The following is a 23,990-nucleotide window of genomic DNA, read 5'->3' on the forward strand; positions in this document are numbered from 1 at the left end:
GTTCCGGAAAAAAGACCGCTGAGCCAAAGGTAAATTCAGCGCGACTCGCGGATTTTCGGTTGTTTTACAATAAGCTGCATCGCTCCTGCCAAAATCTCCGCATAAGAATTACCCTTCTGCCGTTACCGGCTGAAACGTACGGCGATTGAGGCTGGTGAAGATCACCAGTAATGCCATCATTACAAGCTCAACGCCGAGCGTACCGGTGATCGCCGCCAGATGATTGCCGTGCGTATAAATCTGCGTGAATACACCGCCCAGCAGCATCGGGCCTAAACCTAACGCCGATTGCTGCACCGTCGACAGCACCGCGCTGCCCGCGCCCGCCTGATGATGCGGCACGCCGCTCATGCCAATGCGGTAGAAGGTGCTGACGATAAACGACTGACCAAAGCCAATCAGCACCGTGGCGGGAATTAGGGTGAAAATACCGACCTGCGGCCAGGCGAGTTGCAGCGTGGCGATAAGGGCCACCAATCCAACCATCTGAATACCGCAGCCCATCAGTAAGGCGCCGCGCTTACCTAAACGCTCGACGATGCGCGTGGATTGCATCGCCCCGATAAAATAGGCCACGCCCAGCGCGATAAACGCATTCCCGGACTGAAACGCCGTCAGCCCTAAACCGGCCTGCAGCGTCAGCGCGACGGAAAACATAAAGCCGCTCCAGCAGGAGAAGAACAGCACCGCTAACGTCAGGCCAAAACGCACGCTCGGCAGACGCAGCAGTGAAGGCGGCAGCAGCGGCGCGCCGTTGGCCGCTTCCAGACGCAGCGAACTCTGACGCAGACGATGCAGAAACAGCGGGAACAGCACCAGCAGCAAGATGCACGGCCACGACCAATGCAGCAGCGGACCGAGCGCCAGTGCCAGCATCAGGCAACCAATCGCGCCCGCCAGCAGCAAGGTTCCGCTAATATCCACCGGTACGCGCTGCGTGTTCTGCGTCTCCGGCACAAAGCGGCGCGCGGTGATCAGCACAAACAGGCAAATTGGCAGGTTAATCAGGAAAACGCTGCGCCAGCCGTAGCCGCCGATATCCGCTTTGATGAGAAATCCGCCCAACACCTGACCGATGATAAAGGCCAGCCCGCCAATGCCGCCGTACAAACCGATGGCGCGCGCATGCGCTCTGCCCTTCAGCGTGATGTGCAGCGTGGCGAGGATTTGCGGCACGATAAAGGCCGCGCCCACGCCTTGAAGCGCGCGGGCAAACATCAACAGGCCAACGCTATTGGCGATGCCGCATAATAAAGATGCAATACCGAAGATCCCTACTCCGGCAAGGAACACGCGACGGCGGCCGTAGTTATCCCCGAGCCGTCCGCCCATCGCCAGGCAGATGGCAAAGGCAATGCCGTAGACCGCGACGATCAGCGCCAGCTCAATCGCCGTGGCCTGCAGCGTGTGGGCCATCGCGTCTAACGCTACGTTAACGATAGAAAAATCAATCATGGGCAGCAGCTGCCCGGCAAGCAGGACCATCAATCCTGTGCGTTGAAGTTGCGATGTCTGCATCGGTTTTACCTTGTTTTTGCTGTCAGTACGGCATAGCATCACCTAACCATTAAACGGGTACCAGTTCTTAATTATCATGGTATAAACACTACCCGTCTTGTCGAAGGATCTGCTTATGAACCTGGCATCCTCGCCTGTTACCACCGAACAAAACAACCGTAAATTACTCGGCACCTTTCTGCGCACGCGCCGGGAAAATCTCGATCCCAATCGACTCGGTTTACCCCGCATGCGCCATCGCCGCACGCCGGGTTTACGCCGCGAAGAAGTCGCGCAGTTAGCGGATGTTGGCGTGACCTGGTATACGTGGCTGGAACAGGGACGCGATATCAAAGCCTCGCCGAAAACCCTGACGGCGATCGCTAGCGCGTTGCAGTGCAACGATGTGGAAACGCAGCACCTGTTTTCGCTCGCCGGGCACGCATTGCCCTCGGTGCGCGTGGTGGCCGCCTGCTGCAAAATTGCCGCGCACAATCAGCAGATGCTCGACGCGATCCAGTTACCGGCGATTATTGAGACGCCGCGCTTTGATATTATCGGTTACAACGCCGCGTGGTGTGCCTTGATGGGCGTGGATTTAGCCGAAATCGCGCCTGAAGATCGCAACTGCATCTGGCTGGCCTTCAACCACCCAACCTGGCGCAAAGCGCTGAATGACTGGGATGAAGTGATGCCGCAGATGGTGGCGATGTTTCGCGGGCAGATGGGCGAGCACCTTGGCGATCCGCACTGGGAAAGCTTTCTTGCTCGTTTGCTGAACAGTTCAGATGAGTTTGCTCACACCTGGCAGCGCTATGAATTGGGCCAGGTGGAGAATCGCGTTAAACGTTTTTACCGCGACGAAGTGGGTGAAATGACGCTGCGGCAAAATAACTGGTGGTCCGCGTCACGCAACGGCGATCGCCTGCTGGTATATGTGCCGGACGATGAAATCAGCGCCGCAGCACTCCAGCAGTTGATCAATCCGTGATGCGTTATGCCTTGCTCGTCAGTGCCGGAACCGGTGTTTGCGGGTGGGCGCCCTTCTGGCTGTTTAACAGAATCTGACCCAATAAGCTGTCTTTGTTCACCACGCCATATTTCAGGTTGGTGTCGAGATATTTACGATCAAATCCCGTCAGTTTGGTCAGCGGCGGCAAGACGGCCGGCAGACGATCGACCATCAGCATGCGGCTCAGCTTCACCGGACGCCACTCCACCAGGCTTTGATATAGCAACGCGCTGGCTTCGCATTTACGCAGATAGAAGTTGTACTGATTGTTCTCACGCAGCGCCTGCTGCTGCGCGATATACACCACCAAATAATCTGGTGGCGTGATGCCCTGAACAATGGTTTCGTAATTGGGCAGCGCGAGCAAACGACGGAAAAACTCGTCGGCGCCCACTTCAACAATCGGGCGGAAAAAGTGCAACCAGCGCGCAATAAAGGCGTTATTTTTTGGCGCGGCCAGGAACCAGGATTCAATCACCGGATAGGCTTTATCCAGCGTCGAACTGTCGCGATAAAAGGCGATCAAGTCATAACCATCGTCAACATTCACCGCTAACAATTCGTCCATCGTGCGGTTGAGAATGATGGTGCCATCCATCCAGATTCCGCCGTAGCGATACAGCAGTTCCAGCCGAATTACGTCACTTTTATGTGAAGGGCGCATATCCTGATGCACGAAGTGCAGATCGGGCAGATAGTGCTGAATATTCAGGTTATTGATGACGGTTACCTGATAGCCGGGGTTTTCGCGCACGATTTTATCGACAAAAATCTGCACCTCTTCCGGTAGCGTTTCACTTTCCCAGTACATCCAAATCTGACGCGGAATGGCCGCGGGCGCGGTCTGGCGTGCAACTAAATTGATATCCTGCTCTGCGGCAGGATTGTAATCGGGCAGCGTTCTGCGTTTGGTCAGCTTTTTTTCCGCCAGTAAACCTAGTGAAACCAAATGGGTTTTAATTTTATTCTTTTTCATCGTTTCTCCAGCAGCACAGCCGCCAGTTAACTACTTATTGCTGTTAAAAAAGGCACACATCAGCCCTGCACCTAATGCTGCAAAAGCCGACAAAAGCCCGGAAAATTGGCTCAAAATTATCAAACAGCACTCAGCGCGACAATTTAATAAACCGCTAAAACCTCACTTTAAGAGAATACGTAGAGCGCAGGGTTTGCGAAATCTGGCTTTGTGAAACGTTACGCAAAGCCGAACATCTTAGGTGAACGGTTAAAAATAATACTGGATATATAAACAGTGTTGCGTATACTTATTCAACAGCCACGAGGCTGAGTAAGTCTTCAAGAGGTGATAATGATGATGATCTCAACGGAAAGTCTGTCTGCTTTGAATGCATCAATGATGATGAGCAGCCGCGAAATTGCCCATGTCACGGGCATTACGCACGGCGAAGTGAAGCGCCTGGTGAAAAGCCTGGAAACTGCACAGCGTCTTTCCCAGCCTTTGACGGTGAATCTCTATGAGCATCAGGGTGAAGTGCGTCAGGAGTTTCATCTTAACAAGCGCGATTCATTACTCGCCGTTGCCCGGCTTTCGCCTGGCTTCACTGCGGAATTACTCGATCTCTGGCAGCAGCGTGAACAGTTTACCCATCTGCCTGATTTCACCAATCCGGCGGAAGCGGCCCGCGCCTGGGCGGAGCAATTTGAGCAGCGCCGTGCGGCTGAGCAGCAACTTGCGTTGTCGGCACCTAAGGCTGAATTTTTTGATCGCTTTGTCGAGATCGAAGATTCGCTCGGCTTTCGTCAGCTGTGCAAGATGTTGAAGGTAAAGGAAACTGAATTTCGTGAGTTTTTGTTAGAACGCAACATTATGTATCGCGAAAAAGGCACGCTGGCACCGCAGCAGCACCATATACAGGCGGGATATTTCACCCTGCGCTCCGGACGTGGCGAGAATCAGCATGCTTTCTCCCAAGCGCGTTTCACCGCCAAAGGCGTGAAATGGGTGGCCAGTTTATGGGCGGGACATCTGTCGGCTCAGCCGAAAGGTGTGGCTGCATAAAGTGTGCGCAGGTGTCGTAGCGGCGTAATTTATTGCGCGATAAATCGCGCCGCCAGGGAATGTGCGATCATTGAATGCTTAGCGTTATATTTACCTGTTGAATTACAGTTTCATCAGCATCTCATGCCACGCCATGCCACCGTGGTCTGACTCAGACGGTTTGATGTACTGATAGCCCCATTTTTTATACAACTCAACGTGCTGGGTTTTGCACATCAGATGAATGGTTCGCTTGTCCATTTTCTTCATCAGCTCGATAAACTGGCGCATCAGCAGCGACGCATAACCTTTGCCCTGATAAGCGGGATCAAGCACCACTGACATAATCACGGCGTTGGGTGCTGCCGGATCGTGGCCGATTAACTCTTTGAACGCTTCATCCGACATCACCACCTCCCACGCACAACCGGCGTTGATAAAACCAATCACCTTGCCATCGGTTTCCAGACATAAAAATCCCTGTGGATACTGCGCAATGCGGGTAGCAATTTTTTCACGCGTGGCGGCTTCATCACCTTCGTAAGCCTCAATTTCAATCGCGTAACAGCGATCCACATCTGCCAGCCTGGCTTCTCTAAATACTAACGTTGACACGATTAAACCTCTTAGATTCCTCTATGAACGGCGGTCATTCTAACAGGCCGAATGTGTCTTTGCGCATAAGTGCCCTCCTCAAACGATTAAAGTCGCCATGTAAAGTGATCAAAAAAAATTAACGAAAACATTTATCTGGGTTCTAAATAAAATCTATTAAATTTTTATAACTCTCAGCGTCTTTTTTACGACATTTTTACGGGTTGGTCGGTTAGATTAATTTCATCGACAGCCCTGAAGGATTCGGAGAGGTAGCGCGAGATGAAAAGTATCGAACTCACTAATAGCGGTTCATCCGCATAACGTCAGCGGTCAACACGCACCGGTCCATTAACGCCTGTGAGCGTAAATCATGAGCGGCATGCTGCAATTTTTACTGCGCCAACCTTTTTTAAATTCTCTGCCAACGATTCATGGGCAGATTAAGCAACGGGTCAAAACTATGTCAGGCTTGATTTTGGTATCACACAATCAAAATAATCACTCAACGCTTTCTAACATTTATGAAAGCATATTGACGCGTCGCGGTGGCATGTGGGTGAAATGGAGTGGCGAGTTTGAATCATTTACCACTGAACCTCATCGTGAGCTGAATTTTACTAGCGGCAAAGCATTCGATACGCTGACATTTCGCTTAACCAAAGCAGAATATGAAGAAGGTTATCATCAATATATTCATCAGGGATTGTGGCCGGTATTTCATCAGCGCCCCGACATGGCGCGTTTTTCCACCAGCAGCCAAATCGGTTATATGAAACTGAATGAAACCTATACGCGCGCCATCAGTGAATATGCCATGCCCGATGATGATATTTGGTTGCAGGATTATCACCTGATTCCCAGCATTAAAATGCTGCGCGATGCCGGCCTGATAAATCGTATCGGCTTCTTTTTCCATCAGCCTTTCCCAGCAGGACAATCTTTTGAATCGGTGCCGAACTGGCGCTATCTGGCCGATGCATTATTGTGCGCCGACTTAATTGGCTTTCAGACCACCCAAGACATGAACAATTTCACCGCCTGGATTGAATCCCGCTTCCGTTGCGAGCGTCTAACGCCTTACACGCTGCGTATCCACGGCCGTCAGATTCGCGTAGGCGTATTCCCGGCAGGCATTGATACCGTGGAAACCAGCGCGCTAGCTGAAAGCAACAGCTGCCATTATATGGAGCAGCAATGTCGCGCAACCTTACCGGAGAATCTGATCCTTAGCGGTGGCCATTTTGACGACAGCACCGGCACGCCCTACCGCATCAGCGCCATAGAAGTTTTACTGCGTCAACACGAGGAGTATCACCACAAGTTTTCCATGGTGCAGCTGGCTTCAGCGGCGTCAGGTTACAGCCATCGCATTAAAGAGTTATCGCGCGATTTGGAAACCCGCTGTGGCGAAATGAACGGCGTGCATGGCGAGCTGAACTGGTATCCGGTGCGTTATTTGAGCAACCATTATTCACATGAAGAACTGTGCGGATTTTACCGTGCAGCGCGTGTGGCGTTGGTCACACCGCTGATAGCCGGAATGAGTTTAATGGCGAAAACCTATGTGGCGGTGCAAGATCATGCTAATCCCGGCGTGCTGATTCTGTCGCAGTTTGCCGGCGCCGCCGAACAGATGCAGGGCGCGCTGTTGGTTAATCCCTACGATCCCGATGCCATCGCCGATGCCATTCATACCGCGCTTATCATGCCGCTTTCGGTGCGTCGCGAACGTCACGCCAGCCTGCTAAAAAACCTGCATCTGCATGATTGCCACAAATGGGCCGATAGCTTCATCAACGCGCTGCAGCCGCGAGAACAGGAATGCGATTTAACCCTGAAATCAGGTGCGATAATTTCGAATGGTTTCAGTGGGCGACTGCGTTATTAATCCAATATGCATGAACATTAACACGCAAATTTTCGCGAACCAATGACGCAGAGAATGACGCCAAGCGTGACAGCTATCATCAGCGGGTTGACGCTCTCGTGCAGCAACGAAGCCGACAGGCCCAGCCCAAAAAATGGCTGAAGCAACTGCAGTTGCCCGACAGCTGCAATTCCACCGATAGCGAGCCCTTTGTACCAAAAGATAAAACCTATCAGCATGCTAAAAAGCGAGACATAGCCCAGCGCAAGCCAGGCTGAAGTGCTGATGTGGTTTAGGGATTCAGGCAAGGTCAAATATGACGCGATCAACATGAAAGGCAGTGAAATAATCAGCGCCCAACAAATCACTTGCCAGCCTCCCAGCTCACGCGAAAGTTTTGCCCCCTCGGCATAGCCCAGGCCGCAGACGATCACTGACGCGAGCATAAGCAGATCACCTTTGAGTGATATAACAGCGAGATGAGAAAGCGCAAAGCCCATAACCAGCAAGCTGCCGCAGAGGGAAAAGAGCCAGAAAGCGCGCCGCGGACGTTCACCACCACGAATGACGCCAAAGATGGCGGTTGCTAGCGGAAGCAACCCGAGGAAAACGATTGAATGTGACGAAGTTACGTGCTGCAAAGCCATGGCGGTCAGCAATGGAAAACCGATCACTACGCCCATAGCGACGATGAAGAGCGAGTATAGTTGGGTGGGATCAGGTCTTTTGACCTTAAACAAGCAGATCAACATGAGCGCCAGCACACCCGCTATCGATGCACGGATGAAAGTCAGGAAAAACGGGTCGATGTCCTGAACGGCAATGCGCGTTGCCGGCAGCGATCCGCTGAAAATAATCACGCCCGCCAGGCCGTTCAGCCAGCCTGACATCGACTCAGGACGCGTCTTTTGTATCACCACGTTAAACCTCTTTCAGTAGCTGAGTGAAGGTGACTATTTCCTTCATGAATTGACGCTGCGGAGGATAAACGCCATGATCCAGAACAATCAAAATATTGTCATGGATACAATAGATGAAAGCACGTTATAAGGATGTGGTTGACGAATATGCTGCGGCTATACGCAGTGGAGGATTGTCTGCAGGCACGCGCCTGCCTACGCATCGCGCGTTGGCTACGGAAAGACGGATCTCATTAGCAACCGCTACACGCGTCTACGCCGAACTTGAAGCAATCGGTCTGGTCAGCGGTGAAACCGGACGCGGGACTTTTGTCAGGGAAATTTCTTTGCCTCATGGCCTTGGTGTCGATCAGCATGTGGTCGCAACCGATGTGGTGGACCTCAATTTCAATTATCCCGCATTACCCGATCAGGCCGATCGCCTGCGCGATGCCCTGCGCAATCTCTCCAATGCTGGCGATATTGAATCGCTGCTACGCTATCAGCCGCATGCCGGGAAAGAGAGCGACCGGCATACCATTGCATCATGGCTTAGCTCAACCGGGATCACGCCTTCGGCTGATGACATTTTGATTGTCAACGGCGCACAGCACGGCCTTACCATAGCGGTGATGGGATTGCTGAAACCAGGGGATGTTGTGGCAGTAGACGCGTTGATTTATCCCGGCTTTAAGGCGCTGGCGGCGCTTTATCATCTTGAACTTGCCGCCATACCTGCTGGGCCAGACGGTCCTGATTTCAATGCATTAAAACAGATTTGTCAGCGCAGACGCGTCCGTGCGATTTATACCATGCCTACGTTGCACAACCCGCTTGGCTGGGTTCTGAGTGCTGCTCAGCGCAGAGAGATTGCCCTGATTGCCCGAACATTTGATCTTCTGGTAATTGAGGATGCCGCCTATGCTTATCTGGTGCCTCGTCCGCCGCCGCCAATGGCTTTTTATGCCCCTGAAAGGACCCTTTATGTAACCGGCTTTGCGAAAAATATCGCTACCGGGTTGCGCGTCGGCGCCGTCGTCTGCCCTGCTGGCATGCGTGCAGCGCTTGAGCGCGCTATTCGTGCCACTACGTGGAATACCCCTTCTCTGATGGTCTCGTTAGTGTGTGGCTGGATTAAGGATGGGACGATCAGACGTCTGGAAACACTGAAAAGACGGGATGCTCGTGAACGCCAGTCGATCGCCCGCCAGATTCTTGCGCCCGAGGATTTTATCAGCCATCCCAACTCTTATTTTCTCTGGCTACCGTTGCCATTCGAAGTCAGGGCTGAACGGGTGGTACAGCGTTTAATCCACCAGCAGATCTCGGTATCTTCGGCTGAACCGTTCAGTACCTCAATCAATGTGCCGCATGCCATTCGTCTTGCGTTGGGATCGGTCAGTAAGGATAAACTGCGGCTTGCCATGGCGGCGGTGAAAGAGACCATCGATTATGAAAGAGACCTATAAAAACACAGTCTCATCGCGTTATTGCGCCGCCGGGAAATTACGCTTGATGGGCGCAAACGCTTCCACGCTTTTCCCCAGCAGACGCTGCGGACGGAAATCGCTCAGCAGCTCACTTGCCGCATCGCCGATCAGTTCTTCAGCCACCAGCTTGCCAATCAATGGCGAAAGCGTGATACCGCTGTGGGTCACCGCCACATACACGCGCTGATGCGCGGTGACATAGCCCAGCGCCGGTAAACCATCGGCAGGTCTTGCACGTTGCCCCACAACAATTTGTTCAATCTGCAACTCGCCCGCATCCGCAAACAGCGCGTGATAACGCGCGCGGAATTGCGCGGCGATATCGCTGGTGATTAAGGGTGGCGCAGCAGAATCGGCTAGATGATCCAACTCTAAGGCTTGCAGCAGCAAACGTCCGCCGCCGTCCGGGCGTACGTTAAGTTGCGGAGAGATGAGATTGGCATTGAGCGATAACGGCTGCGGCGCGGTGCGCACCAGGAAACTACAAGCCACCGCGTTCGGTTTGCTGGTATCCAGCAACGCCAGATTGAGTCCCAGTGAATTTAGCAGCTGATTGGCCCAGCGTCCGGTGGCTAACACAATACGATCGCCCTGCCACTGCTCGCCATTTTCCAGCTGCAGCGTAACCCGATCGGCACTTTCACTGATGCTATTGATGCGCTGATGCTGGTACAGCACCGCACCGCGCGCTTTGGCTTCTGACCATAAGCGCGCCAGATAGAGCGCCGGATGCAGCACCGATTCTGTCGGGAAATGCCACACACTGCCGCTGATGGCCTGCGCCCGCAGCTCCGGAATATCGCGCAGCACATCTGCTGGCGACACTTCACGCGCCGCATAACCTGCTGATTGCAGCGACGTGGCACGCTGCAGCAAACGTTGCTGCGCATCGCCCACGGCGGCCCACTCCCATGTACCGCCAGTTTCCAGCCAGCGCAATCCGTTCGGCTGCGCTTGCTGCAGTTTGAGGTGCTCTTCCATCGAGAGCGCATTAAGCAGGTGATAACTGCGCGGCTGTTTGCCATTGGAGTTTACCCAGGCAAACGTCGTGCTGCTGGTGCCCGCGCCAATGTGCTGTTGTTCGAAAACGGTGACTTCAACGCCCTGCAACGCTAAGGCGCGCGCCACCGCCAATCCGATAACGCCGCCGCCAATAATTGCAATTTTCTGTGCTGTCATAATGGGCTCCTGAATTAAGTGCCGATATCATAACAGCCTGGCTGAACGAAAATTGCTATCGCTAAATAGGGATTATTACGCAGGATATAAGAATTTCGTCTTAATCCGGATGCTTAAATTATACCGATGTCAGAATCTTCCCATCGGCAAAATAGGCCCGTAAATTCTCCAGCACATTATTGGTCATTTGCGCACGCGTTTCGTGAGTTGCGCTGGCAATATGCGGCGTTAACAGCACATTATTTAGTTCACGCAGCGCGGGATTAATTTTTGGCTCATCCGGATACACATCCAGCGCAGCCCCTTTAATGATTCCCTGCTGCAGTGCAGCGATCAAGTCGGGTTCATTGATTACTGTGCCACGCGCAATATTGATCACTACGCCCTCTTGGCCGAGCGCCGCCAGCACCTTCGCGTTGACCAGTTTCACATTCTCTTTGCTGCCCGGCAGTGCCAGCACCAGAAAATCGCTAAAGGTGGCGAGTTGTTCGATCGTATCGCAGCGCTTATAGCTGACGTCTTTCGCCGAACGCGCGGTATATGCCACTTCCATACCAAAGGCTTCGGCACGGCGCGCGATGGCTAAGCCAATCGCGCCCAACCCGGCGATGCCAATTCTTTTTCCGCTGGCGCGGCTGGAGAGTTCGACGCCGTTATTTTCCCATGCCCCGGATTTCGCAAACTGATGGTAAGCGACCAAATTACGCGAGAACGCCAGCGTCATTGTCATTGCCAAATCGGCAACATCGTCAGTCAAAATGTCGCGGGTGATGCTGACCTGAATATAGTTTTCGGCAGTGTATTTCAGGTCAATACGATCGGTGCCGACACCGAATACAGCAATGACTTTACACTCCGGCAGTTGCTCCAGCAGTGCCGTTTCCACCCCGACATCGCCGCGCGTAACGATGGCATTGATCGCTTTGCCATGCTGCTGGATAAATAGCATTGCGTCATGCTGCTCATATAAACGATGGCAATGGAAATGTTGCGTGAGCTTTTCATCTAACTGCGGCATTAGCGGCTGAATAATCAGCACGGCAGGTTTGGTATTCGTCATTTTATGTTCCATTAGCGGTATTTATTGACCACCAGCCTAACGGAGTTATTTATGTTACGGCGTTGCTGTTACTTTTTTCGCTGATAAGATCACGCGGAAATATATGGCATGCCGTGCAGCAGCGTAATGATTTAATCGTTGCTAAATGAGAAAACGAAACTTATCTAATGCGCTTACTGTCATCGGTAAACCCTGGCGTAATAACGAATCCAGATAAACCGTAACGCCCATTGCTGGTTGTCTAAAACTCGCGCGTTGCGCATTCACTGCCTTCAAAACCAGCGCCTGATTTAAGTCGAACAGATCCATGATGAATTCGTCAGGATGAAGAGCTTCAATTTCGAATTCAGCCATGAGGTTTCTCGGGAAATCCTTCAGATTCATTGTGACAATCACTTCAGCTTTACACCGTATAGCGGCAGCGACAACATGGCAGTCATTGGAATCAGGTAATGTAATGCCAGAAATAAGCGGTTCAAATCCCGATACCATTGCATCTGGAAGCGCTTTATTCATCAATGTCTGCGTGCGCGCCAACTGATCTTCAGCAATATCTGGTCTGTTAGTGCGTAAATTACGCTTCCATTCATCCTGAATGGTGGCCGTCATTTTGGCTGGTAGAGCCCCGTCAGACCGAGGCGAAGCAGTACATCGCGCAGTATGGATGGATACAACACACATGCATACAGTACCACGGCATAGGGTGAATGGTTCATCAGTAGAAATTGAGATCCTGTCCCTGGTCTGCCAATTCCTGCATTGCATCATTGCTCTCTTGCGCACGCTTGTCTTTAAACTGCATAAGATCCGCAAAAAGCACGCGACGATGGCGACCTGTTTTATGGTACGGAAGCTGACCTTGCTCTAACAGTTTCACCAAATGTGGGCGTGAAACGTTTAAAATATTTGCCGCTTCCTGCGTAGTTAATTCAGTGTGTACAGGCACAACCTGAACCGCATTTCCCACCGCCAACTCGCCCAAAACAGCCATGAGTAGTGTCAGGGCAGACGTTGGCAGCTCAATCTGATGCGTTTCGTTGTGCGCATCCTGAATCGATATTTTTTGCGTTTCCTGCTTGGTGGATAGATAAGTTGCGAGCTCCCTCTGCCCGCGCGAAGCGGCCTCAATCTCCTTCGGAGCCGGAAGGCTCAAGCTATCCAGAATTGAGTGTTTCATGCGTTTTCCAATTGATAGTTTGTGGTTTCAAATTGCAGTCACCGAATGATAATCGCAATAAACGAAACAATCAATATTCGAAATAAACGAAATGATCTCTCTTTAGCCGACGCTTGAGCATTACTTCTCTACGTAATTCTCATCCATTATCGGGTTTGGAATGGTTTAACCACGCTGCCCTCGCTGGCAAACTTACCTTACGCAGTCTACGGTTAATCAAAAAGCATAATAATTTCATCAACCATGGATAGCCATTATGACCACCCATGTCGATAGCACAGCGCATCAGACAAGCGAACTGCTTCAGCTGCAGCAAATTTTACAGGCGCATCTCGAACATTTACTGCCTGCAGGACAGCAAAGCGATCGCGTGCGTGCCGCGATGCGTGCCGGTACGCTGGCGCAGGGCAAGCGCATCCGTCCTTTATTACTGATGCTGGCAGCGCGCGATATGGGTTGCGAGCTGACGCAAAATGGCATTCTCGATCTCGCCTGTGCCGTGGAAATGGTGCACGCGGCATCGCTGATTTTGGATGACATCCCGTCAATGGATAACGCGCAGATGCGCCGTGGTCGCCCAACCGTGCATCGCGAGTTTGGTGAAACCGTGGCGATTCTCGCCGCCGTCGCGCTGCTGAGCCGCGCATTTGAAGTGATTGCCATCGCACCCGATTTGCCTGCGGTGCACAAATCTGAAGCGATTGCCGAACTCTCCGCCGCCGTGGGCCTGCAGGGATTAGTGCAAGGGCAGTTTCAGGATCTGCACGACGGCACCCAGAGCCGCAGTCCGGAAGCGATCGCCTTGACCAATGAACTAAAAACCAGCGTGCTGTTTCGCGCCACGCTGCAAATGGCGGCGATTGCCGCTGACGCTTCACCGCAGGTGCGGCAACGTCTTAGCTTCTTTGCTCAGGATCTGGGCCAGGCGTTTCAGCTGCTCGACGACCTCGCCGACGGCTGCAAACACACCGGCAAAGATGTGCATCAGGATCAGGGTAAATCCACGCTGGTACAGATGCTCGGGGCTGACGGCGCAGAACGTCGTCTGCGCGATCATCTGCGCAGTGCCGATGCACACCTTGCCTGCGCCTGCCATCGCGGCATCGCCACTCGCCAATACATGCACGCGCTGTTTAATCAACAGCTAGCGATGTTCAACTGAGCGCGGCTAAGCCGTTGGGCCACTTTGCGGTGATCGCGCCGCCGCTTTACAGCCACTTTCACGCGTTGCAGGCGTTAGCACAAACGCTGCTGGCGCGTGGCCATCGCATCACCTTCATCCAGCAAGCCGACGCCCGCACTTTGCTCAGCGACGAACGCATTAATTTCGTTGCAGTAGGCCAGCAAACGCATCCGGCCGGTTCGCTGGCGCCCGTGCTGCATCGGCTGGCTTCGCCGGGCGGCCTGTCGCTGTTCCGCGTAATCAACGATCTCGCCTCCTGCACCGATATGCTGTGCCGAGAACTACCAGCGGTACTGAAATCGTTGAACATTGATGGTGTGATCGCTGATGAAATGGAAGCAGCAGGCGGATTAGTCGCTGAAGCGCTGCATCTGCCGTTTGTTTCGGTGGCCTGCGCCCTACCGGTCAACCGTGAAGCCGGCATTCCGCTGGCGGTGATGCCCTTCCGTTACGCTCAGGATGAAAAAGCGCTGAAACGTTTTCAGGCCAGCAGCGATATCTATGATCGCATCATGCGTCGCCACGGCGACGTCATCCTCAAACACGCGCGGGCGTTCAATTTGACGGAGCGGCGCGGATTGCATCAGTGCCTTTCGCCGCTGGCACAAATCAGCCAGATGGTGCCCGCCTTTGATTTTCCGCGTCAGCAACTGCCGGCCTGCTATCACGCCGTCGGACAACTGCGCGCGCCGCTTGCGGCAGCGCCGCTCAATGCGCCCTGGCCGGCGCTGCGCCAGCCGGTGGTTTACGCCTCGCTGGGTACGCTGCAAGGCCATCGCTTCCGCCTGTTTTTGCATCTGGCACAGGCGTGCCGCCGCCAGCAACTTTCTCTGGTGATCGCTCATTGTGGGGGATTGAACGCCGATCAGGTGCACAAGTTGCAACTGGCTGGTGCAGCGTGGGTGACGGATTTTGTCGATCAACGTGCCGCCCTGCAACACGCGCAGCTTTTTATTACTCATGCCGGATTAAACAGCGCGCTGGAAGCGCTGGAATGCGGTACGCCGATGCTGGCGCTGCCCATTGCCTTTGATCAACCCGGCGTGGCCGCGCGCATTGAGTGGCATGGCGTTGGACGGCGCGCATCGCGCTTTAACCGCGTTCATCAACTGGAGCAGCATCTGCGACAATTACTTACCGACGATCGCTACGCGTTACGGATGTCAGCGATACAGGCACAGTTGCAGCGCGCAGGCGGTTGCCAGCGTGCGGCCGACATCGTCGAACAAGCGCTGTGCCAGCAACAAGTTGTGCTGGCGGAGGCCACCTGATGCGTGCGCACTACGATGTGATTCTGGTCGGTGCCGGACTGGCAAACGGTTTGATTGCGCTGCGTCTGCGGCAACTGCAGCCGCAGCTCAAATGCCTGTTGCTGGAGAGCGACGCACATCCGGCAGGCAATCATACCTGGTCATTTCATCAGAGCGATCTTAGCGCCGATCAGCTGCGCTGGCTGCAGCCGCTGATCACGGCGCGTTGGCCTGGCTATCAGGTGCGTTTTCCCGCGTTGCGCCGCAACCTGGACGGGGATTATTGTTCCATCGCGTCAGGCGATTTTGCCCGGCATCTACTCGCGGCGATGGGTGACGATCTGTGGACAAATGCTGCCGTTAAACAGGTAAAACCCACACAGGTGACGCTGGCGGATGGCCGTGAACTTGATGCGCAGGTGGTGATTGATGGCCGCGGCCTGCAGCCAACGCCGCATCTGCAGCTGGGTTATCAGGTGTTTCTTGGACAAGAGTGGCAGCTGGCGCAGCCGCACGGCCTGCAGCAGCCGATCCTGATGGATGCCACCGTCGATCAGCAAGCGGGCTATCGTTTTGTTTACACGCTGCCGCTCAGCGCCGATCGGTTACTGATTGAAGATACGCATTACGTTAATCAACCTACGCTGGCGGAGAACTCCGCTCGTCAGCACATCGCTGACTATGCCAAACAGCAAGGTTGGCGGCCTGGCACGCTGCTGCGTGAAGAGCATGGCATATTACCGATTACCCTGAGCGGCGATATTGATCGATTCTGGCAACAGCAGCGCGGCCAGCCATGCAGCGGCCTGCGCGCCGGACTGTTTCACGCGACAACCGGTTATTCTTTACCGTCCGCCGTGGCGCTGGCGGAGTTGATAGCCACGCTGTTGCCCACCGATGCCCGCACGCTCAGTCAACACATCGAACGCTTTGCCCGTCAGCAGTGGCGCGAGCAGCGATTTTTCCGCCTGCTGAACCGCATGCTGTTTTTGGCCGGTAAGCCGCAGCAGCGCTGGCGTGTAATGCAACGTTTTTACCGGCTCAATGCCGGGTTAATTAGCCGTTTTTACGCCGGACAACTTCGTCTGCATGATAAAGCGCGGATTCTGTGCGGCAAGCCGCCGGTGCCCATCGGTGAAGCGCTGCACGCGCTGTTGAATTCTGTCGAACCAGGGAAGAAAAAATGAAACGCACTTATGTGATTGGCGCAGGCTTTGGCGGCCTGGCGCTGGCGATTCGCCTGCAAGCGGCGGGCATACCAACCACCTTACTCGAGCAGCGCGACAAACCGGGCGGACGCGCCTATGTGTTTGAAGATAGCGGCTTTACCTTTGATGCCGGGCCCACGGTGATCACCGATCCCAGCGCTATCGAAGAGTTGTTCACGCTGGCGGGAAAATCGCTCAGCGATTACGTCGAGCTGATGCCGGTCACGCCCTTCTATCGCCTGTGTTGGGAAGATGGCAAACAGCTCGACTATGACAACAATCAGCCGTTGCTGGAGCAGCAGATCGCTACCTTCAATCCACAGGATGTCGCCGGTTATCGTCAGTTCCTCGCCTATTCGCGCGAGGTATTCAAAGAGGGTTATCTGAAACTCGGCACGGTGCCGTTTCTGCAGGTGCGTGACATGCTGCGTGTTGCACCGCAGCTGGGACGTTTGCAGGCGTGGCGCAGCGTCTACAGCATGGTGGCGAAATTTATTCAGGACGATCACCTGCGGCAGGCGTTTTCCTTCCACTCATTGCTGGTGGGCGGTAATCCTTTTGCAACGTCATCAATCTATACCTTAATTCATGCGCTGGAACGTGAATGGGGCGTGTGGTTTCCGCGCGGCGGCACCGGCGCGCTGGTGAAGGGCATGGCGCGACTGTTTGAGGATCTGGGTGGCGAGCTGTTACTGAATGCCGAAGTGAGCCAGCTGGAAACCAATGAAAATCGTATTAGCGGCGTCCAGTTAAAGGATGGACGACGCTTCGATGCCGCAGCCGTAGCCTCCAATGCCGACGTGGTGCATACCTACGACAAGCTGCTACGCCATCATCCGAAGGCTAAGAAACGTGCGACATCGCTCAAGCGTAAGCGCATGAGCAACTCGCTGTTTGTGCTCTATTTTGGCCTCAATCAGCCGCATGAACAGCTCGCGCATCACACCGTCTGTTTTGGTCCGCGCTATCGCGAATTGATCGATGAGATTTTTAATAGCAGCCAACTGGCAGAGGATTTTTCACTCTACCTGCACGCGCCCTGCAGCAGCGATCCGTCGCTGGCACCACCCGGCTGCGGCAGCTTTTATGTGTTAGCGCCGGTGCCGCATCTCGGCACCGCTGACATCGACTGGCAACAGGAAGGACCGCGCTTGCGCGATCGAATTTTTGCTTATCTGGAGCAGCACTACATGCCGGGATTACGTCAGCAATTAGTAACACACAGAATGTTTACGCCGTTTGATTTTCGCGACACGCTGCATGCCCATCACGGCTCGGCGTTTTCGCTGGAGCCAATTTTGACGCAAAGCGCCTGGTTCCGACCGCATAACCGCGATGCCGATATCAGCAATCTCTATCTGGTGGGTGCGGGTACGCATCCAGGCGCGGGCGTGCCCGGCGTAATTGGTTCCGCCAAGGCCACCGCTCAGCTGATGCTGGAGGATCGCGCTGAATGAATCGACAGCCTTTACTCGAGCAAGTGACACAAACCATGGCGGTGGGCTCGAAGAGTTTCGCCACCGCCGCCAGGCTGTTTGATGCACCGACACGCCGCAGCACGCTGATGCTGTATGCATGGTGTCGTCATTGTGACGATGTGATTGATGGGCAAACGCTGGGCGAAGGCGGCACGCAGCATGCGGTCGAAGATGCACAGGCACGCATGCAGCATCTGCAGATTGAAACCCGCCGCGCCTACAGCGGCGCGCACATGGATGAACCGGCGTTTAAGGCGTTTCAGGAAGTGGCGCTTATTCATCAACTGCCGCAACAGCTGGCGTTTGATCATCTGGAAGGCTTCGCCATGGATGCGCGCGACGAACACTATACGAGTTTCGACGACACGCTGCGTTACTGCTATCACGTCGCGGGCGTAGTCGGTTTGATGATGGCGCGCGTAATGGGCGTGCGCGACGAAGCGGTGCTCGATCATGCCTGCGATTTAGGGCTGGCGTTCCAGCTTACTAACATTGCGCGCGATATCGTCGAAGATGCCGAAAATGGTCGCTGCTATCTGCCGCAAGCCTGGCTCGATCAGGCGGGATTACGCGCCGATACGCTGACAGCACCGCAACATCGTGCGGCGCTGGCCACGCTGGCTGCGCGTTTAGTGACGGAAGCGGAACCCTATTATCACTCGGCGCGGTTCGGCTTGCCGGGTTTGCCGCTGCGCTCGGCGTGGGCCATCGCGACGGCACGCGGTGTTTATCGCGAAATCGGGGTGAAAGTTCAGCACGCCGGTGTTCACGCCTGGGATTCACGACAGCGCACCAGCCGCAGCGAAAAACTGGCGCTGCTGGTGAAAGGGGCCGGCCTGGCGATCACTTCGCGTGTGGCTCGTCCGGCGCCACGTCCGGCTGGTCTGTGGCAGCGTCCTCGTTGATTTTTCTCCCGTGGCGCTGACGCAGCGTGGCTTGCAGCTTATTGAGCGGTGGCGCGTAGAGGAAACCAAACGACACGCAGCCTTCACGCCCGCGCACTGCATGATGCATGCGGTGCGCCATGTATAAGCGCTTGAGATAGCCTTTGCGCGGGATATAGCGAAACGGCCAGCGTTGATGCACCAGGCCATCGTGCACCATGAAGTAAAGCGCGCCGTAGGTCGTCATCCCGGCACCAATCCACTGCAGCGGCCACATGCCTTGCACGCCGACATAGATCAGCACGATCGCCAGCACCGCAAACACCACCGCATACAGATCGTTAAGTTCAAACTTGCCGCTGTGCGGTTCGTGGTGCGACAAATGCCAGCCCCAACCCCAACCGTGCATGATGTATTTATGCGACAGCGCCGCGACGATTTCCATCACCACCACGGTTGCCAGCAAGATAAGCACGTTCCATAACCAGATCATTGTTCGTCCATTTGTGGAAAAGGGAAATACTAAAGGTGGACGCGGATGAGCGATGGCGCAAGGTTTACCATGTTTAGAAATTTTAAAAGTCCACAACACGTTAGAAAGCTGCATTGCAGAAAGCGCAGATTTCACCCATACTCACCACACTGATTTATACACGTGTTAACTACACGGGGGATTTATGCCTTCTACAGCCGTAAGACAAAAAAAAACTGTCAGCGTGACACTTGAACCTGCATTACTCGAGCAGGCTAGAGAAGCAGGGCTCAATTTATCCGCCATCCTATCTAAAGCTTTACATTATGAAATTCGCACAACCGAAGCGGAAAGATGGAAGCGTGAAAACAGTGAAGGTTTGCAGGAACTCAATCGCATAACCGAAGAACACGGTTTATTGTCGGATGAATACAGGACGTTTTAGACATGCAATATTTTATTTATCGCAATACCAATAGGAACAGCGAGTACCCTTATCTGGTAGACGTTCAAAGTGAGATTATCGGCGAACTGGCGTCACGAATCGTTATCCCGCTCTACCCTCTAAAGCAGTTTAAAAAAAAGCAAGTTGAACGACTTAATCCGGTAATCAAGGTTGAAGGCGAGGAATTTCTGGTCATGACTCACGAAATGGCCAGTGTGCGCGTGTCGCTTCTAGGCGATCAGGTGATGGATGCACGTGTGTATCGCCAGCGGATTAAAGACTCGGTTGATTTTGTCTTTGATGGGTTTTGATACTTTACATCCTAAAAGCCCCTCGTTAGTATTGCCCTCCTTTCAGCAGTTAATCGCCGCTGCGTAAGCGTTAACGTCAACCAACGCACCATAAGCAGACTCGCTCTGCCTCATTGCTATGGTGCGAAAATATGACCCATACCGTTTTATCTGCGAATCCTGCTCTGCGTCGTTCTGGTTTTTTCCTGTTCTTACTGCTGCTGACAGCGGCCAACTTGCGCACGCCTATTACCGCGGTTGGCCCGGTGCTGGAAAACATCCGTCTGACGTTTGGCTTGAGCGCCAGTGCGGCGGGCGTGATCAACTTCTTGCCGCTATTGATGTTCGCTACCTTAGCGCCACCCGCAGCATGGTTCGGCAACCGTTTTGGTCTTGAGCGCAGTTTATGGGGCGCATTGCTGCTCATCACGCTGGGATCGATTCTGCGTATCAGCGGCAGTGAAAATGCGTTGTGGGTGGGAACGATCATCCTGAGCTCGGGGATTGCGGCGGCCAACGTGCTGCTGCCGCCGCTGATTAAGCGTGATTTCACCGAACACACCGCGCGATATGTTGGCTTGTACGCGATGACCATGGCGATCACCGCCAGCATTGCATCGGGCGTGGTGGTGCCGCTGGCAGAGCTGAGTCGCGCGGGTTGGCGACTCTCATTAGCGGTGTGGCTGATTCCGGCGATTATCGCTCTGTTGGCCTGGCTGCCGTACCTGAAAAAACCTGCGCCTCAGACCAAAAACAGCGCCAACGGCGCATCAACGCGCTCACCATGGCGCGCGGCCTTAGGCTGGCAGGTTTCGCTGTTTATGGCCTGCCAGTCGTTGGTGTTCTACACCTTGATCGGCTGGTTTACGCCTTTTGCGCAAGACAGCGGCATTAGCCAGCTGGAAGCGGGTGGCATGCTGTTTGTCTATCAGATTGTGGCCATCGTTTCGAACCTGGCCTGCATGAGCGCACTGAAAAAAATGCACGACCAGCGGATGATTGGTTTTCTCGCATCGCTATCGATTTTTATCGCCGTCGCGGGACTGTTAATGGCACCGCAATACGCGCTGCCGTGGCTGATTCTGGCGGGACTGGGCGCCGGTGCATCAATGGTGATTTGCCTGTCGCTGTTTAATCTGCGCACCCATGATCATTTGCAGGCGTCGAAATTGTCGGGCATGGCACAGTGCGTCGGTTACGGATTAGCGGCGCTGGGCCCGCTCTGTTTTGGGCTGCTGCATGATGTCAGCGGCAACTGGCAGTGGCCGCTGATGCTGCTGTTGGTGATTGCGGGGTTGCAGATGATTGTGGCTACGCTGGCTGGGCGTGCGCGGGTTATTTAACCTGGAAATCATCCAGCGTGGTGCGGGTCAGGGGATCTTGCTGGGTGGCGCTTAGCAGTGAATCAAGCAGACCCGGGAAACGGGCATCGAGATCGTCGCGCCGCAACGACAGCAGGTTTTCACGTCCAGAGGGTTTCTGCCAGATAATGCCGCCTTCGCGCAGCACGCGCCAGTGATGGGTCAACGTGGATTTGGAGACGCCTTTCAGCAGCGATCCGCAAGTATGTTCGCCGCCGTCCGCCAGAATGCTGATTACCGTCATGCGCATCGGGTTGCCCAACGCCGCCAGCACATTCTCCAGCCTGATTTCGTCGCGCTGTGGATGGTTTTCCAGCATGGCGTGCCTCTTAATAGTGGGTGAACCACGGATTATCAGGCAGGCAAGGCTCGATGTACAGAACACGGCGAGCGGTTGCCCGCCGTGAATTTGACATTACTGGCTAAGGGTTTGCTTGAGTGCCGCAATTGAGGAGGTTACGCCCGCTTCCACCGACATGGTGAGATCTTCCATTTCCAGCGATACCCAGTCGTTGTAGCCCATCATGCGTACCACCGAGAAGAACTCTTTCCACCACTGCAGATCCTGGCCGCAACCAACGGCAACATAGTTCCAGGCGCGATTGGCGACATCTTCCACCGGTTTGGTTTCCAACAGACCGTTGATATCCACCAGCCCGCGCTCCAGACGCACATCTTTGCCGTGACAGTGATGAATTGCCGGGCCGAGTGCGCGCGCTGCCGCAATCGGGTCCGCGCCCATCCACAGCAGATGGCTGGGATCGAGGTTGAGGCCCACCATCTCACCCACCGCGTCGCGCAGACGGAACAAGGTTTCCGGATTCCACACCAGCATCGAACTGAAGTTCTCCAGCGCGAATTTCTCCACGCCGCTCTCTTTAGCGCGCTGTACCAGCCCTTGCCAGTAAGGGATCGCCACTTCATTCCACTGATAATCGAGGCAGTTTTTCAGCGTCGGCGGCCAACTTACGGTGTAAGTGATCCAGTTTGGAATGGTGTCGTGCGGGCTGGCGGGCGGCAAGCCGCTCATCATGACGATTTTCTTCACCCCCAGTTCTCCGGCCAGCGCCAGCGCGTTTTCCGTATCGCGCTTATGTTTGTTGCCTAATTCGCCTGGATCGAGCGGATTACCCGACACATTCAGCGCCGCAATCGACATGCCGCGGCTCTCCAGCGCCTGCAACAACTGTTGACGCTGCGTGGCGCTGCCGAGCAACGCTTCGGTACGCAGATGCGGCGCTGGTGACCAGCCGCCGGTCGTCATCTCAACGCCGTAAACACCCAGCTCCAGCAACTTATCCAGCATCTGTTCAAACGGCAGATGACCCAGGCTATCGGTACAAAACGAAAGTTTCATGGCAATCCTTATTCGTAGTTAACCCAGCTCGCGCCGTTGTCCGCAGAACGCACGCAGTTTTCGATCCAGCGCACACCTTCAATTCCGGCGTTAATATCGGGATAGATCAGGTTATCAAGCGTGGTTTGGTCGCCCTGTTGGGTGGCGTGGATGGCGATAGCAAATTTCAGATAGATATTGGCCCAGGATTCCGCCAGGCCTTCAGTGTGCAGCGCGCCCAGGCGTTCATCGGCCAGGGCGCTTTCATGCAGGTACGGCATGCCGTGATGCATAATCTGATTCGGCTGGCCCTGCACTTCATATTTCAGCTCGCCTGGGTTGTAGTCGCTCCACTCCAGGCTTGCACGCGAACCAATCACACGAATACTTTGGCTGTCCATCGAACCGGCATTAATCGATGAGGCCCACATGCGCCCTACCGCGCCGTTGTCGTAATGCATCAGCACCATGGCGTTATCTTCCAACGGCGCGCGCGAGGGAATGAAGCTTTGGCGATCGCACAGCAGCGATTTCACTTTCAGTTCTGGCAACACCAGCTGGGAGATGTAGAAAGTGTGCGTGGAGATATCGCCGAGCACAAAAGACGGACCGGCAATCTTCGGATCGACGCGCCATTTTTGCGCTTCGCTAAATTTGTCGGCGCTGTCATTAGCGCTGAAGCCGTGGGTGTATTGCAGCTCCACCATGCGCACATCACCAATTTCGCCGTTGGCGATCATCGCCCGCATCTGCATCAGCAGCGGATGGCCGGAGAAACCGTAGGTCACGCCAACGATCAGCCCTTTTTCCGCCGCTAATGCTTTAATTTCCAGCGCTTCGGCGGTAGTGAAGAACAGCGGCTTTTCACAAATGACGTGAATACCGGCATTCAATGCCGCTTTGGTGATCTCAAAATGGGTGCCGTTTGGCGTGGCGATGGACACCACTTCAACGCCATCTTCACGCTTCGCCTCTTCGGCCAGCAACTGCTGATAAGTGGCGTAGCAGCGATCCGCATCGAGCCCTAAGTTGACACCGAAATCGCGGCCACGCTCGGCATCGATATCAAAGGCGCTGGCCACCATCTGATACGCCGTGTTATCACGCAGCGCACCGCAACGGTGTTTATAACCCACCTGGCTGAGACGGCCGCCACCGATCATGGCCCAGCGCAGTGGGCGTGGAATACTCTTTTCACCGATGAGCATAACAACTCCTGTTTATTTTGCACTCGGGTGCAAAATGGTTTGAGGTAAGAGGTCAGAGATTAAATTTTAGCTGTTTTACTATTTGCTACCGGGTGCAA

The 23,990-nt window shown here is 54.4% G+C and carries 23 protein-coding genes and 1 pseudogene; 12 read left to right on the top strand and 12 right to left on the bottom strand.

Annotation, left to right across the window (positions count from 1 at the left end; genetic code table 11):
- Positions 1-108: 108 nt before the first annotated feature.
- Positions 109-1,518: an MFS transporter gene (locus AAF463_RS23075; protein WP_110867003.1), complete on the bottom strand. Its 1,410-nt coding sequence runs from the start codon at positions 1,516-1,518 to the stop codon at positions 109-111.
- Between the two features lie 115 nt (positions 1,519-1,633).
- On the opposite strand from AAF463_RS23075, the gene AAF463_RS23080 reads away from it, so the two are divergent.
- Complete coding sequence (locus AAF463_RS23080) at positions 1,634-2,488, top strand: helix-turn-helix transcriptional regulator (protein WP_350262218.1); 855 nt, start codon at positions 1,634-1,636, stop codon at positions 2,486-2,488.
- Between the two features lie 4 nt (positions 2,489-2,492).
- Here AAF463_RS23080 and AAF463_RS23085 read toward each other — a convergent pair whose 3' ends face one another.
- On the bottom strand, positions 2,493-3,485 hold the full coding sequence (locus tag AAF463_RS23085; protein ID WP_350262219.1) for a capsular polysaccharide synthesis protein: 993 nt from the start codon (positions 3,483-3,485) through the stop codon (positions 2,493-2,495).
- A 336-nt stretch (positions 3,486-3,821) separates the two neighbouring features.
- Here AAF463_RS23085 and AAF463_RS23090 point away from each other — a divergent pair, with 336 nt between their 5' ends.
- Entirely contained in the window at positions 3,822-4,529 is a 708-nt protein-coding gene (locus AAF463_RS23090) for a phage antirepressor KilAC domain-containing protein (RefSeq protein ID WP_192235489.1), read from the top strand.
- Positions 4,530-4,631: 102 nt separating this feature from the next.
- On the opposite strand, the gene AAF463_RS23095 is transcribed toward AAF463_RS23090, so the two are convergent.
- Positions 4,632-5,123, bottom strand: coding sequence for a GNAT family N-acetyltransferase (locus tag AAF463_RS23095; protein ID WP_110867007.1), 492 nt, complete (start codon positions 5,121-5,123; stop codon positions 4,632-4,634).
- 442 nt (positions 5,124-5,565) lie between these two features.
- On the opposite strand from AAF463_RS23095, the gene AAF463_RS23100 reads away from it, so the two are divergent.
- Positions 5,566-6,993, top strand: coding sequence for a trehalose-6-phosphate synthase (locus tag AAF463_RS23100; protein ID WP_350262220.1), 1,428 nt, complete (start codon positions 5,566-5,568; stop codon positions 6,991-6,993).
- A 17-nt stretch (positions 6,994-7,010) separates the two neighbouring features.
- Here the strand turns inward: AAF463_RS23100 and AAF463_RS23105 are convergent, their stop codons facing one another.
- Entirely contained in the window at positions 7,011-7,862 is an 852-nt protein-coding gene (locus AAF463_RS23105) for a DMT family transporter (protein WP_350262221.1), read from the bottom strand.
- Positions 7,863-8,005: 143 nt separating this feature from the next.
- Here AAF463_RS23105 and AAF463_RS23110 point away from each other — a divergent pair, with 143 nt between their 5' ends.
- On the top strand, positions 8,006-9,340 hold the full coding sequence (locus tag AAF463_RS23110) for a PLP-dependent aminotransferase family protein (RefSeq protein ID WP_350262222.1): 1,335 nt from the start codon (positions 8,006-8,008) through the stop codon (positions 9,338-9,340).
- A gap of 18 nt (positions 9,341-9,358) precedes the next feature.
- Here the strand turns inward: AAF463_RS23110 and AAF463_RS23115 are convergent, their stop codons facing one another.
- From AAF463_RS23115 to AAF463_RS23130, 4 genes and pseudogenes are all read right to left on the bottom strand, one after another.
- Positions 9,359-10,540 carry an FAD-binding oxidoreductase gene (locus tag AAF463_RS23115; RefSeq protein ID WP_110867010.1) on the bottom strand — a complete coding sequence of 394 codons (1,182 nt, stop codon included), beginning with the start codon at positions 10,538-10,540 and terminating at the stop codon, positions 9,359-9,361.
- 118 nt (positions 10,541-10,658) lie between these two features.
- A complete protein-coding gene (locus AAF463_RS23120) occupies positions 10,659-11,600 on the bottom strand; it encodes a 2-hydroxyacid dehydrogenase (RefSeq protein ID WP_350262223.1) in 942 nt (313 codons plus the stop codon).
- Between the two features lie 141 nt (positions 11,601-11,741).
- Positions 11,742-12,316: pseudogene (locus AAF463_RS23125) on the bottom strand (PIN domain-containing protein).
- Positions 12,316-12,777, bottom strand: a complete 462-nt coding sequence (locus tag AAF463_RS23130; RefSeq protein WP_350262224.1) for a helix-turn-helix domain-containing protein — start codon at positions 12,775-12,777, stop codon at positions 12,316-12,318. Before AAF463_RS23130 ends, AAF463_RS23125 begins: the two are co-directional and overlap by 1 nt.
- Before the next feature lie 256 nt (positions 12,778-13,033).
- Here AAF463_RS23130 and AAF463_RS23135 point away from each other — a divergent pair, with 256 nt between their 5' ends.
- The 5 genes from AAF463_RS23135 to crtB are packed head-to-tail and all read left to right on the top strand — an operon-like array spanning position 13,034 to position 18,801.
- Positions 13,034-13,939 carry a polyprenyl synthetase family protein gene (locus tag AAF463_RS23135; RefSeq protein ID WP_110867012.1) on the top strand — a complete coding sequence of 302 codons (906 nt, stop codon included), beginning with the start codon at positions 13,034-13,036 and terminating at the stop codon, positions 13,937-13,939.
- A 14-nt stretch (positions 13,940-13,953) separates the two neighbouring features.
- A complete protein-coding gene (locus tag AAF463_RS23140) occupies positions 13,954-15,231 on the top strand; it encodes a glycosyltransferase (RefSeq protein WP_137387193.1) in 1,278 nt (425 codons plus the stop codon).
- Entirely contained in the window at positions 15,231-16,397 is a 1,167-nt protein-coding gene (gene crtY, locus AAF463_RS23145) for a lycopene beta-cyclase CrtY (RefSeq protein ID WP_101761114.1), read from the top strand. The genes AAF463_RS23140 and crtY overlap by 1 nt, the downstream gene beginning before the upstream one ends.
- Complete coding sequence (locus tag AAF463_RS23150; RefSeq protein WP_137387192.1) at positions 16,394-17,875, top strand: phytoene desaturase; 1,482 nt, start codon at positions 16,394-16,396, stop codon at positions 17,873-17,875. The genes crtY and AAF463_RS23150 overlap by 4 nt, the downstream gene beginning before the upstream one ends.
- Positions 17,872-18,801 carry a 15-cis-phytoene synthase CrtB gene (gene crtB / locus AAF463_RS23155; RefSeq protein WP_350262225.1) on the top strand — a complete coding sequence of 310 codons (930 nt, stop codon included), beginning with the start codon at positions 17,872-17,874 and terminating at the stop codon, positions 18,799-18,801. The genes AAF463_RS23150 and crtB overlap by 4 nt, the downstream gene beginning before the upstream one ends.
- Here crtB and AAF463_RS23160 read toward each other — a convergent pair.
- Entirely contained in the window at positions 18,740-19,273 is a 534-nt protein-coding gene (locus tag AAF463_RS23160) for a sterol desaturase family protein (protein ID WP_101761117.1), read from the bottom strand. The two genes, crtB and AAF463_RS23160, sit on opposite strands and share 62 nt — an antisense overlap.
- Positions 19,274-19,457: 184 nt before the next feature.
- Here AAF463_RS23160 and AAF463_RS23165 point away from each other — a divergent pair, with 184 nt between their 5' ends.
- From AAF463_RS23165 to AAF463_RS23175, 3 genes are all read left to right on the top strand, one after another.
- Entirely contained in the window at positions 19,458-19,697 is a 240-nt protein-coding gene (locus AAF463_RS23165) for a type II toxin-antitoxin system CcdA family antitoxin (protein WP_137387190.1), read from the top strand.
- 2 nt (positions 19,698-19,699) lie between these two features.
- The gene (locus AAF463_RS23170; protein WP_101761119.1) at positions 19,700-20,008 is read left to right on the top strand and encodes a CcdB family protein; all 309 of its coding nucleotides are present in this window, start codon (positions 19,700-19,702) and stop codon (positions 20,006-20,008) included.
- Between the two features lie 131 nt (positions 20,009-20,139).
- Positions 20,140-21,330, top strand: coding sequence for an MFS transporter (locus tag AAF463_RS23175; protein WP_101761120.1), 1,191 nt, complete (start codon positions 20,140-20,142; stop codon positions 21,328-21,330).
- Here the strand turns inward: AAF463_RS23175 and AAF463_RS23180 are convergent.
- The 3 genes from AAF463_RS23180 to AAF463_RS23190 form a co-directional block, all read right to left on the bottom strand.
- A complete protein-coding gene (locus AAF463_RS23180) occupies positions 21,323-21,667 on the bottom strand; it encodes a helix-turn-helix transcriptional regulator (RefSeq protein WP_110867017.1) in 345 nt (114 codons plus the stop codon). The genes AAF463_RS23175 and AAF463_RS23180 overlap by 8 nt on opposite strands.
- 96 nt (positions 21,668-21,763) lie before the next feature.
- Positions 21,764-22,705, bottom strand: coding sequence for a sugar phosphate isomerase/epimerase (locus AAF463_RS23185; RefSeq protein ID WP_192413442.1), 942 nt, complete (start codon positions 22,703-22,705; stop codon positions 21,764-21,766).
- A gap of 8 nt (positions 22,706-22,713) precedes the next feature.
- Positions 22,714-23,892 (bottom strand): Gfo/Idh/MocA family oxidoreductase, encoded by a 1,179-nt coding sequence (locus AAF463_RS23190; RefSeq protein ID WP_110867019.1) that lies wholly within the window; start codon positions 23,890-23,892, stop codon positions 22,714-22,716.
- Between the last annotated feature and the right edge of the window lie 98 nt (positions 23,893-23,990).

The sequence above is a fragment of the Pantoea sp. BJ2 genome (assembly GCF_040255075.1).
GTDB classification, from domain to species: Bacteria; Pseudomonadota; Gammaproteobacteria; order Enterobacterales; family Enterobacteriaceae; genus Pantoea; species Pantoea leporis.